Consider the following 11,696-nt stretch of genomic DNA (forward strand, 5'->3'; position numbering starts at 1 on the left):
ATTACACGCTTTAGCACACAATTTAAGAAAGAAAGTTGCCTGAAGAGGACAACTTTTCACTTTTTCTTAAAATATTGAAAAACTTTTATAACAAAAAAATCCGCCTCAAATTTTGTTGTGAGACGGATTCTAATTTTTAATCTTATTGTTCTAATTAATTCAATTAAAGGGTTTTCTGCCTGAGATGATATTATATAGAACAACAATTATTGCAATAACTAGTAGCGTGTGGATCAATCCTCCTGTATCCATTCCCGGAATAATACCCGCCATTCCTAATACCCAAGCTATTATACATATAACAGCTACTAACCAAAGTAAATTTTTCATAAGCTTATTTTTTGATGTTATTGTGCTATTACATAAAGTGTGCCTTTGGAAAAATTTACACTTAAAATATATTGTTTCTGAGTTATCTACTGTTTGTTAATTTATATTATAATGAGAGCAGGATTCAATGGTACAATATTTTCTTCTATCCAATATCATAACATCAAAAAATATTATATCATGTCACAAAAAATTGCAATACTCGCGACACACGGATTTGAGGAGAGTGAATTGAAATCTCCAAAAGAGCATTTGGAAAAACAAGGTTGGACGACTCATATTGTAAGTCCTGAAGCAGGTACAATTAAAGCATGGGCAGAAAAAGACTGGGGGAAAGAATATTCTGTGGATAAAACTTTAGACGAAGTTGATGCATCCGAATATGATGCACTTGTTTTACCTGGCGGCGTTATTAATCCGGACCTATTAAGAACTGATGAAAAAGCCATATCATTTGTACAGGATTTTTTCAGACAACATAAACCTGTAGCTGCTATTTGTCACGGACCACAGATCCTCATCAGTGCAGGAGCAGTAAATGGAAGAAAAATGACTTCTGTAAAATCGGTAAGTATTGACTTAAAAAACGCAGGTGCTATTTGGGAAGACAGCGAAGTTGTAACTGACAATGGACTTGTAACCAGTCGTACACCAAAGGATCTTCCTGCTTTCAATGCTAAAATAGTTGAAGAAATAAAAGAAGGGCGTCACGAAGACCAGAACTTTTAAATAATCTTCATTTTATACTCTAGAAAAAAGACATCTCATTCTTTCCAATGGGATGTCTTTGTATATAGTACGCATTGTTCGTATATTTTCTAAGTAATTCTTTTTCTATTGATTGCCTCGACCCAATGAAACTTTCCACAGTTTTTGCAGCTCTTCTCAGAATTATTATTTTTCAATTCAGTGTATCCACAAAACGTGCAGGAATAATGTTTTTCCACAGCAAAATCCTTTGTACAATTCTCCAAAGAATTCAATAAAACCGGCAAACCATATTTGACCTCGTGATCTTCATAGTAAAATACGCTTATTTCTCCGGAGGTTTCTTCAACAGCCTGCTGTATCTGCCCAAGATGCGAAATACCTTTCAATCTTAATTCTGCAAAAAATTCATCACTACCTAAGTTTTCTTTTTTAAAGTTTTGAACTGCAAATACACCATCTTCAATCAAAATAATAGGTTTACCTTCCAAAAGGATTTCCATATTTTTAGATTTTCCTATAAAGAAGATCAACGTAGAATACAAAGCTATAATTATGATAAAAACCACGAGGGAAGATAGTAATCCTACTTCCCGATAAAACATAGGATCCCCTGCTGCTGAGCCTAACCCAATAATGACCACTAATTCGAAAAGCGATAACTGCTTGACTCCTCTTTTACCTAAAACCCTAATCCCAATAATAATGGCAGTAAACATCAATAAAGTTCGAAAGACAATTTGAAATAAAAAGTCCCAACTTTCAGATCCCATCCAGAGCTCTTTCCAATCTATTTGCATAAATCATTATTTTATTTTAAAGTTTTCAGGAAAAAGCTGTATCGGTTGAATACTAAGCTTTTATAAAGATTATCAAAAAAGTCAGGTAACGATTTGGTAACGGTGCCTATTGCTTTGCTTTTCAGCGTGTTTCCGTTAGCTCAAGGCAAATATACAAAAATAGAAGGATAGGTTTTAATTTTCCTATCCTTTATTTATCATTCCTAAATATTTTTGATTCTTATGAATGCCTCCTAGAATAAAACATTAATTTCCTGATATTCCATTAACAAAAGTGTCTACGAATCCTATGATTTTATTTAGAATACGATCTCCGATTTCCTTAGATTTTAATACACTCGGTCTCCCTTCTTTTCGCAAATCTAAAATTTCTTTTCGCAAAGGCTCACGTTCTGTAAACAAATAATTCTCTATCAGTCTTTCTGTTTTTTCTTCGGAAAGATTTTCTGTCTTAACTAGTTCCTGAAGTGCTTTTTCTTGCTCTACATTCCAGAATTTTTCGAACTCTTCTGGAATGGCATCCGTATCTTCGATATGTGGTAAACTTTCCTGAATAAATTTCTCAATCAATTCTCTTTTACTTCTTAATGACACTTCGGTGTTCAGTAAATTGAATATGTCTTTTTCAGTACTTTCTTTGTCTTTTGCACTTTGCTTCGAATTGAATTTAATCAATAACTGAAGTATGTAAGTTACATTGATTGTATCACGCCTAATCAATTCCAATTCAAAATCTATATCATTAAGAATAGACGCTTTTTTAGACGGGTCTGTAGGATCAAGTCTTTCCTTTAAATCCAAATATTTGCTCGTGTAATCTGCAAAAAGCTGTTCTTCTATCTGTAAATCATCCCAAGTAAATTCTGTATAATGACTCATTTTCTTGTGTAAACGCATCATGGCACGAAAAGCCAAAACAAACTGTAGCTGATCTTCTTCCGAATATAAGCCGTCAACAGATACTACTTCCGGAACGATTTCTAATAATCTCTGCGTGGCTTCGTTGAACTTTTCTACATACGCTTCGTATGGTTCTACAATAATCTCATCAATTGCTTCTTTATTGCTGAATAAAGCGATCGCTTCGTCTGTCTTGTCTTTAAGGTTTCGGAAACATACAATATTTCCCTGTGTTTTATTCTTATCCAGAATACGATTTGTACGGCTAAATGCTTGTATCAATCCATGATATTTCAGATTTTTATCAACGTATAAGGTGTTTAAATATTTACTGTCGAATCCTGTCAAAAACATATTGGCAACCAACAAAATATCTGTCTCATTTTGTTTTGATTTCTTTGCTACCGCATTGTAATAGTTGTAAAACCCTTCGGTATCTTTTACGTTCTGTTTTTCTCCAAATAATTCACTAAATTCTTGTACTCTTATTATAAACGCTTCTATCAATTTTCCCTTGCAATTCTGTTCCTGAAATACACCTAAACAGTTGTAATTCAGAATTAATCGACATGTATTCTGCGGTAATATTAAGAGCAACAAGCTCAATATCTGACAATTTAGGAAGCCTGATTTGATTAGTGGTCTTTATATGATTGCAAGTATTATCAATTCTTCTAAAATAATTTTGTAGTTTTGAATAAGATTGTTCATTTGTTTAATCGATTGGTATTCAATTAAATATACGACTTTCATGTCACATGAACAATCTTTTTGTTTCTTAATTCCTAAATGACAACAGGTAATTCTTCATAAAACCTGATAGGTCTGCCGGATATAAGGACACGTTTCACGGACCGCAAACATTGATTAACGCAGACGTGGTTTTGGGGTAAGAAATTGACTTCAGTACAAGCTATTTCCAAAGACTTGAAAAATGCCGGTGCGAATTGGGTGGACGAAAAGGTAGTGACAGACGGAAATCTTACCACAAGCAGAACTCCAGACGATTTACCTGCCTTTAGCGAAAGGATTGTGCAGGAATTCGCAAAATAAAACATAAAGCAAAGCTTTGTCAAAGTCTTTTTTGGCAAAGCTTTTTTTAAGGTGATGGTTAGCGAAAATCGGAGAGAATTCCTTGCAATTGCTTCTATTCAATCTATATCCATATTTTTTCATTGCTACTACTAGCATTTGCGATTGGTTAATTTTTAAACAAAGATCAGAAAGTTGTCCGCAGTTGAGGACTCTTGTGAAGTGCTCTTCAATAATTTGTAGATGATAGCGAAAAGAAATATTCCATAGAAATATTTTATGCCTAATTGCAAATAAAATGAAGAATAAATTATATATGTGCTGCTCTGGCTTTTTTGCACGGCTATGGAAAGGATTTTTCTATCCAGAAGATTTGCCAGCACGAGATTACCTGCAATTTTATTCCGAAAATTTAAATTCGCTTGAAATCAATTCCACATTCTATAGAAGGCCGACCAATAAAACCCTTGAAAAGTGTCACCAAACTACGCCTGCAGATTTCAAGTTCTTCATTAAAATTCCAAAAAACTTTACGCACATCATGCGTCTTCAGGATACTTCTATCAAAACGAGTGAGTTTTGCGAACATATTCATTCAGGACTTCAAGAGAAACTTGCAGGATTTTTATATCAGCTTCCGCCATCCTTTAAATATTCTGACGAAAATTTAAGCCGAATAATTCAAACGGTTGAGCAAAGATTTTTGAATGTCGTGGAATTCCGGGATCGATCTTGGTGGAACCAGGAGGTCATGGCTTTGCTAGAGAAATTCAACATTCATTTTTATGACTTTTGTAAGTTTTCTTAAAAATTTAATCCTATTCCTGTAAAATTTGTAGAGCAATTCACTACCTTTGATATATCTTAACGACTGAAAGTTATCTGCAGGTTACATTTAAAAACCAAGAACTACAATAGCAATATGAAAACTTATTCATCAATAAGAAAGTTTCTTCCAATCTATTTTTTATTGTTCTTTTCCGTTACTAAAGCTCAGATTCCGGATTCTACACAAACCGTCCATAAGCCTGCGGAGTCTGTAGTATATCCCAAACTTCAAATCAAGGGATTATTCCAGGCAAGATATCTCGTAGGGATGAAGGATAATGTAGATGTTAATGGACTTCATCACTTAGATAATAGCGGAACTGACAATAATTTCATGATCAAATACATGAGGGTTCAAGTACGTGCTCAAATCAGTAGGCGAACAGAAGTTGCTGTCCTTGCCAATCTCGCAGATTTTAAAAATGATCCTAAATCTCGAGTTCTTGAAAATGCCTATTTAAAATATACGCTCGATCCAAAATTGGCTTTGACGTTTGGACAATTCAGGCCATTGTTTGGTCTTGAAGAAACCTACCCTATCGATATTAATAAGTCTCTTGATTGGTCCAATCAGTACACAGAATTTGGGAAACTGGGTTGGACTAGCTTTCAGATTGGTATATCTGCAAACGGGCAACTGCAGCTTGGGGATATTCCCTTTCAATATGCAGTCTCCGTAGTCAATGGAAATGGTAAAAATCAGATTAATGACAATGACAATGGAAAACAGTATTCTACAAGATTGGTTTTTGGACTTTTGAAAAAATACGGTTTAAATATTGGCCTCAATGGTGGTGTGGGAGAAGTTATGAGCAAAAAGGTATATGCCGTTGGACTAGACTTAAGTTCACTTATCAATCTTAATCCAAAGTGGAGTTTTGATATGCAGATTGAAGCAAAACAGGGAACAAATCATCCTCTTTATTTTGCTGTAGCACCTGAATTACGGCCAGTAAATCCAGATGAATATCAAATTCGGGGTGCTTATTTTTTGCCTCATGTTCGGTACAAAATCAATCATAAGAATCTCAGCGCACTTGAACTATCTTGCCGTTATGAATATTTGGATACCAATTTTAGGCTTAATTCAAATCCCAAACAGACCATCACCCCTATGTTTGGATTGGAATTTTTAAAAGACTATGGTGCAAGAATTCAACTCGGTATGCAGTTCGACCGTTATAAACATTCCATTGAAAACACCAGTCAATACAACAACAATCTTTTCATTGTTCAGGTTCAAAGTAGATTTTAATAAAACCAATCATTATGAAAGAAATTAACATTAAAGCTGTTGCAATTACTTTTGCAGTTGCACTTGTAATATGGTTTATACCCGCACCGCAAGGAGTAGCGGAAAATGCATGGCATCTGTTTGCAATTTTTGCAGCCACAATTCTTGGAATCATCTTAAAGGCTGCTCCAATGGGGACGATGTGCATGATGGCAATAGGTTTTACTGCCCTTACGCAAGTTGTTGCTCCGGGAGATGCAGGAAAATCAATTACCAAGGCATTAAGTGGTTTTGGAGATAAAGTAATTTGGCTGATAGGAATTTCATTCTTTATTGCAAGAGGATTTATCAAAACAGGACTGGGAAACAGAATTGCTTTTCTGTTCATCAAAGTTTTTGGTAAAAGTTCATTGGGCTTGGCCTATGGTTTAGGATTAGCGGATTTATGCTTAGCTCCTGCAATTCCGAGTAATACCGCAAGAGGTGGCGGAATTATCTATCCTATTATGAAATCGATGGCGATCAGCTTTGACTCTGTTCCCGATAAGCCGGAAACACACAGGAAATTGGGTTCTTATTTGACGTTGAACAGTTATTACATGAATCTTATTGCATCTTCCATGTTTTTGACCGGAACCGCAAGTAACCCTATGTGTCAGAAATTTGCTGCCAACTTGGGAATCAACATCACTTGGATGTCTTGGGCTGCTGCTGGATTTGTACCGGGATTGGTAGCGTTCTTTGTAGTGCCGCTGGTCTTGTATAAATTATATCCACCTGAATTAAAGAAAACCGCCGATGCTCCTAAAATGGCTGCAGAGAAATTAAAAGAAATGGGACCTATTTCTAAAAATGAATGGCTCATGCTTTTGGCATTTTTTATTTTGCTGGGACTTTGGATTTTTGGTGGTGCACTGTCAATCGATGCCACTACTACAGCTTTTATCGGTTTAACGCTATTACTGCTCACATCAGTCTTAACGTGGGAAGACGTCAAAGGAGAGAAAGGAGCTTGGGATACCATAGTATGGTTTGCTGTGCTTGTTATGATGGCCAGTTCTCTTAATGAGCTAGGATTTATTGGATGGTTTAGCAATCTGATTAAAATGGAAGTAGGTGGAATGACCTGGACCATTGCATTTCCAGTTATTATTCTCGTTTACTTCTTTAGCCATTATATTTTCGCAAGTGCTACCGCGCATGTAGCAGCAATGTACGCGGCCTTATTGAGCGTTGGAGTTGCCGTAGGAATTCCTCCGATGCTTTTAGCAATGATGCTAGGGTTTATGGGTTCAATTTATGGAGTTCTAACCCATTATGGTCATGGTCCCGCTCCGGTATTTTTTGGAAGCGGATATGTTGATTTAAAAGAATGGTGGCTTAGAGGGTTGGAAATAGGAATTGTTTTACTAATCATTTATATGGGCGTTGGTGGTCTGTGGATGAAGATTCTAGGGTATTATTAATCATAAAACATACAATATGCTGTCTACGTTATCACGAAAAATACTGATGTGCGTTACCGGGTTGTTCCTTAGTTTCTTTCTGTTGATTCATTTCCTTGGAAATCTTCAGCTCTTTTTACCACAGGAGCAGGCTCATCTTCAATTTAATGCCTATTCGCATTTTTTGTCAGGAAATATAATTATTAAAATCGTTTCGTATGTTTTATATACGAGCATCATCGTGCATGCCGTGGATGGACTAATTATTACTTTAAGAAATCGAAAATCAGGAGGAAATTACACAACCGACAACAGAAAAAGAGCCAGTACATGGGCTTCCAGAAATATGGGAATTTTGGGAACATTGATTTTAATCTTCCTTGTAATTCATTTTCAGAATTTTTGGTACGTCTATAAATTTGGTAATCTTCCTTTGGATGATAACGGAAATAAAGATTTGTACATTTTAGTCATAACTGTTTTTAAAGAATGGTGGTACGTGCTCATTTATGTGGCATCAATGATTGCATTGTGCTATCACTTGATTCACGGAATTCAAAGTGCAGTTAGAACTTTAGGTGTATTTCATCCGAAATTTGTAAGATGGTTTAAAAATGCTGGAATCGCGTATTCACTAATCATATGTTGTGGCTTTGCATTAATGCCTATTTATATATTCTTCACTAACCGCTAAATTTTGACAGTATGATCTTAAATTCTAAAATACCGGAAGGACCATTAGAACAGAAATGGGAAAACTATAAGAAAACAGCGAAGCTTGTCAATCCCGCCAACAGAAAAAAATTGGATATCATTGTTGTCGGCACAGGATTAGCTGGGAGCTCGGTTGCAGCTTCATTAGGTGAGATGGGCTATAATGTAAAATCATTCTGTTTTCAGGACAGTGCGAGAAGGGCACATTCTGTAGCGGCTCAAGGAGGAGTGAATGCCGCTAAAAATTACAAAAATGATGGTGACAGTGTGTACCGAATGTTTGTTGATACTTTAAAAGGTGGAGATTTCAGAGCCCGTGAAGCCAATGTTTACCGAATGGCAGAATGTTCTTTAAACCTTATCGACCAAGCTGTTGCACAAGGTGTTCCTTTTGGAAGAGAATATGGAGGATATTTGAATAACCGTTCATTTGGTGGCGTTCAGGTAAGCCGAACTTTTTATGCGAGAGGACAAACAGGACAGCAATTGCTTCTGGGCGCTTATCAGGCTTTAATGCGTCTGGTCGGAAAAAAAAGCATTCAGTTATTTACGAGACACGAGATGCTGGATTTGGTCATCATTGATGGAAAAGCGAGAGGTATTATTGTAAGAAATTTAGATACTGGAGAAATCGAAAGGCATGCAGCCCACGCCGTTGTTTTGGCTACAGGAGGTTATGGAAAAATCTATTATTTATCTACTTTGGCGATGGGTTGTAATGGTTCTGCTATTTGGAGAGCACATAAAAAAGGAGCTTTGATGGCTTCACCCAGCTGGATTCAGGTGCACCCTACTTCACTGCCTCAGTCAGGAGATTATCAGTCAAAATTAACGTTGATGTCTGAGTCTTTGAGAAATGACGGTAGAATCTGGGTTCCTTTAAAAGAAAATGAAACCAGGCCTCCTAATGAAATCCCTGAAAATGAAAGAGATTATTATCTGGAAAGACGATATCCTGCTTTCGGAAATCTCGCACCAAGAGATATTTCCTCGCGAGCTGCAAAGGAAAGAATTGATGCAGGTTTCGGAATCGGACCGTTGAAAAATGCAGTATATCTTGATTTTTCTAAAGCAATTAAAGAACAAGGTAAAGAAAAAATTGCGGAGAAATATGGGAATTTATTCGATATGTATCTGAAAATCACAGGATATGATGCTTATCAGGAGCCAATGATGATTTCGCCATCTGCACATTTTTCTATGGGTGGACTTTGGGTTGATTATGAATTAATGACCACCATTCCCGGATTGTTTGCTTTAGGAGAAGCTAATTTTGCAGATCACGGTGCGAATCGATTGGGAGCCAATTCCCTACTTCAGGCTTCCGTGGACGGCTATTTTATTGCACCATATACCATTGCCAATTACTTGTCTCAGGAAATCCATACCGGAAAAATCTCAACCGATGGTGTAGAATTTGAGAAAGCTGAAAATCACATTAAACAGCAAGTTGAAGGTTTCATCAACATTAATGGAACAAAAACTGTTGACCATTTCCACAAAACTTTGGGCAAATTGCTTTACGATTATTGTGGTTTAACCCGAAATGAAAAAGGTTTACAATTCGCCATCAAAGAGATAAAAAAGCTAAAACAGGAATTTTATAGGGATGTAAAAGTATCAGGAAAAGCCGAAGCAATGAACGCTGACCTTGAAAAAGCTGGTCGCGTTGCTGATTATTTTGAAATAGGTGAATTAATGTGCTATGATGCTCTAACCCGAAATGAATCTTGCGGCGCACATTTTCGTGAAGAATTTCAAACCGCGGATGGAGAAGCTTTGAGGAATGATGATGAATTTCAATTTATTTCAGCTTGGGCTTGGAAAGGTGAAAACAATGAACCTGAGCTCATTAAAGAGCCCTTGATTTTTGAAGAAATACAGCCAACTGTAAGAAGTTACAAATAAAACACAAAAACCTATGGATTTACATCTTAAAATATGGAGGCAGAAAGATAATCAGAGTGAAGGGAAACTAGTGAATTATGATTTAAAAGACTTAAATCCTCACATGTCTTTTTTAGAAATGCTTGATACTTTGAACGAGAAATTGATCCTACAAGGTGACGAACCTGTTGAGTTTGACCATGATTGCCGGGAAGGCATTTGCGGCCAATGTGGGGTAATGATTAATGGTTTGGCTCATGGACCATTGGAACATACTACCACTTGTCAGCTTCATTTAAGGTCTTTCAAAGATGGAGATACCATTGTTATTGAGCCTTTCCGTGCATTAGCCTTCCCTGTTAAAAAAGATTTGAAAATTGACCGTTCGGCATTTGATAGAATTATTTCTTCCGGTGGTTTTGTCTCTGTGAATACTGGTCAAGCGCCGGATGCCACAGCCATTGCAATTACCCATCAAACTGCTGAGGAAGCCTTTGATTCCGCAGCATGTATTGGTTGCGGAGCTTGTGTAGCAACGTGCAAAAATGCAAGTGCTGCCTTATTTACCGCCGCAAAGATTAGTCACATGGTTTTGCTTCCACAAGGAAAAGAAGAACGAAGTGAAAGAGTGTTTAATATGGTAAAACAAATGGATGCTGAGCATTTTGGTCATTGTTCCAACACTGAAGCGTGCGAAATAGAATGTCCACAAGGAATTTCTGTTTTAAATATTGCAAGAATGAATTTTGAATATGGTAGAGCTTTGTTTTTAAGAAAGTAAAACACTGAAATTTGTAATTGGTTTGTTTCACTCAAAAAAGATTCTTTTTCACAAAACTTAATTGTAAAAGTCCAGCATTCCATCAGCAAGTGCCCACGCAGGTTGAAACTATGTGGATATGTGTGCGGTCAATGTCCGTATGCTTGAAAACAATATAGGGTTGATTGCCGTAACCCATACGTTCCATATATTCCTGTGCCATTTCCATAAATTGTTCATCACTTATCTGGTCTTTTGGGTCGGGGTTCAGCGAAATATGCCGTACCGTTTTTTCCGTTTTGATGTTTGCTGATAAATATGACTCAAAACATTTATTAAAATAGGCTACAGAATAGTTGCCGTCTACTGTATCAGGTATTTTGTTTAGTAACAAGACTGCTCCGTTTTCCTTTTCCACTTTCTGCTGATTGTACAAAATCGCTCCATACATATTGCTTCCTTTTCCTATTTTTGCAATCATAACTTTACTCTTTTTTCAAATACTTCTCTTCAAATTCCTGTGTCAAACGGATGACTTCTTTTGTGACTTGTACCAATTCAATTGTTTCTTTTTCCAATTTAATTGTTTCTTTTTCCAATTTAAACAGGTAAGTTCCTGCTTTTTTCTCCGAAAAATTGGGGTACAATATCTTCACAGTCTGATTGTAATTTGTTCCGATTGCTCGGAACTGGCTAAAAAAGCGGGTCAACTTTTCGTGATATTCCACCGCATTCATATCAATTTTGACGGTCTTTACCTTCTTTTGAAAGATGCAGGCTGTAATAAAATGAGCAATTACTTTCATTTCTGACTGGTCAAAGAGGGCAAGAAATTTGGCATTGTCCTCTGCATTTAGGTTGATGGAATACCGATGAACCGCAGGGTCAATCTTTGGTTTTCTTCCTGATTTCTTAATCTGTTTTCTGTTTTTCTCTTCCATAATAATCCATTTAATATTAATGACTACTTGATATTATGCCTAAAACTATTTTTTTGAGATACAGAAGCTACCACCAGCCTGTCGAACAGGGATTCTCCAAAGTATCTTCGGTTGAAC

The 11,696-nt window shown here is 36.4% G+C and carries 12 protein-coding genes and 2 pseudogenes; 8 read left to right on the forward strand and 6 right to left on the reverse strand.

What is annotated here, in order from left to right; all coding sequences use genetic code 11:
• Positions 1–159 precede the first annotated feature (159 nt).
• Positions 160–330 (reverse strand): lmo0937 family membrane protein, encoded by a 171-nt coding sequence (locus DRF58_RS16715; RefSeq protein ID WP_116037026.1) that lies wholly within the window; start codon positions 328–330, stop codon positions 160–162.
• A gap of 180 nt (positions 331–510) precedes the next feature.
• Between DRF58_RS16715 and DRF58_RS16720 the strand changes: the two genes are divergently transcribed.
• Positions 511–1,059 carry a type 1 glutamine amidotransferase domain-containing protein gene (locus DRF58_RS16720; protein WP_116037039.1) on the forward strand — a complete coding sequence of 183 codons (549 nt, stop codon included), beginning with the start codon at positions 511–513 and terminating at the stop codon, positions 1,057–1,059.
• Positions 1,060–1,148: 89 nt separating this feature from the next.
• On the opposite strand, the gene DRF58_RS16725 is transcribed toward DRF58_RS16720, so the two are convergent.
• The 3 genes and pseudogenes from DRF58_RS16725 to DRF58_RS19290 all read right to left on the reverse strand — a co-directional run.
• Entirely contained in the window at positions 1,149–1,838 is a 690-nt protein-coding gene (locus DRF58_RS16725; protein ID WP_116037028.1) for a DUF421 domain-containing protein, read from the reverse strand.
• Positions 1,839–2,084: 246 nt separating this feature from the next.
• On the reverse strand, positions 2,085–3,245 hold the full coding sequence (locus DRF58_RS16730; RefSeq protein WP_245955552.1) for a type I restriction endonuclease subunit R, EcoR124 family: 1,161 nt from the start codon (positions 3,243–3,245) through the stop codon (positions 2,085–2,087).
• Positions 3,214–3,449 (reverse strand): annotated as a pseudogene (locus DRF58_RS19290) (IS982 family transposase); the annotation flags it as partial. The gene DRF58_RS16730 and the pseudogene DRF58_RS19290, both read right to left, overlap by 32 nt.
• A gap of 186 nt (positions 3,450–3,635) precedes the next feature.
• Here DRF58_RS19290 and DRF58_RS16740 point away from each other — a divergent pair.
• From DRF58_RS16740 to DRF58_RS16770, 7 genes are all read left to right on the forward strand, one after another.
• Positions 3,636–3,791 (forward strand): DJ-1/PfpI family protein, encoded by a 156-nt coding sequence (locus tag DRF58_RS16740; protein WP_317124876.1) that lies wholly within the window; start codon positions 3,636–3,638, stop codon positions 3,789–3,791.
• Positions 3,792–4,068: 277 nt separating this feature from the next.
• Complete coding sequence (locus DRF58_RS16745) at positions 4,069–4,578, forward strand: DUF72 domain-containing protein (RefSeq protein WP_116037029.1); 510 nt, start codon at positions 4,069–4,071, stop codon at positions 4,576–4,578.
• 114 nt (positions 4,579–4,692) lie between these two features.
• The gene (locus DRF58_RS16750) at positions 4,693–5,853 is read left to right on the forward strand and encodes a porin (RefSeq protein ID WP_116037031.1); all 1,161 of its coding nucleotides are present in this window, start codon (positions 4,693–4,695) and stop codon (positions 5,851–5,853) included.
• Between the two features lie 14 nt (positions 5,854–5,867).
• Positions 5,868–7,298: an anion permease gene (locus tag DRF58_RS16755; RefSeq protein WP_031502137.1), complete on the forward strand. Its 1,431-nt coding sequence runs from the start codon at positions 5,868–5,870 to the stop codon at positions 7,296–7,298.
• 16 nt (positions 7,299–7,314) lie between these two features.
• Positions 7,315–7,971 carry a succinate dehydrogenase cytochrome b subunit gene (locus DRF58_RS16760; RefSeq protein WP_116037033.1) on the forward strand — a complete coding sequence of 219 codons (657 nt, stop codon included), beginning with the start codon at positions 7,315–7,317 and terminating at the stop codon, positions 7,969–7,971.
• 11 nt (positions 7,972–7,982) lie between these two features.
• Complete coding sequence (locus tag DRF58_RS16765; protein WP_116037034.1) at positions 7,983–9,899, forward strand: fumarate reductase/succinate dehydrogenase flavoprotein subunit; 1,917 nt, start codon at positions 7,983–7,985, stop codon at positions 9,897–9,899.
• Positions 9,900–9,912: 13 nt separating this feature from the next.
• Positions 9,913–10,659 carry a succinate dehydrogenase/fumarate reductase iron-sulfur subunit gene (locus DRF58_RS16770; protein WP_116037036.1) on the forward strand — a complete coding sequence of 249 codons (747 nt, stop codon included), beginning with the start codon at positions 9,913–9,915 and terminating at the stop codon, positions 10,657–10,659.
• Between the two features lie 94 nt (positions 10,660–10,753).
• On the opposite strand, the pseudogene DRF58_RS16775 reads toward DRF58_RS16770, so the two are convergent.
• Both DRF58_RS16775 and mobA read right to left on the reverse strand, forming a co-directional pair.
• Positions 10,754–11,119: pseudogene (locus DRF58_RS16775) on the reverse strand (relaxase/mobilization nuclease domain-containing protein); the annotation flags it as partial.
• Positions 11,120–11,123: 4 nt separating this feature from the next.
• Positions 11,124–11,579, reverse strand: a complete 456-nt coding sequence (gene mobA / locus DRF58_RS16780; protein WP_116037038.1) for a conjugal transfer protein MobA — start codon at positions 11,577–11,579, stop codon at positions 11,124–11,126.
• Positions 11,580–11,696 lie beyond the last annotated feature (117 nt).

This window comes from Epilithonimonas hispanica, assembly GCF_003385395.1.
Taxonomy (GTDB): domain Bacteria; phylum Bacteroidota; class Bacteroidia; order Flavobacteriales; family Weeksellaceae; genus Epilithonimonas; species Epilithonimonas hispanica.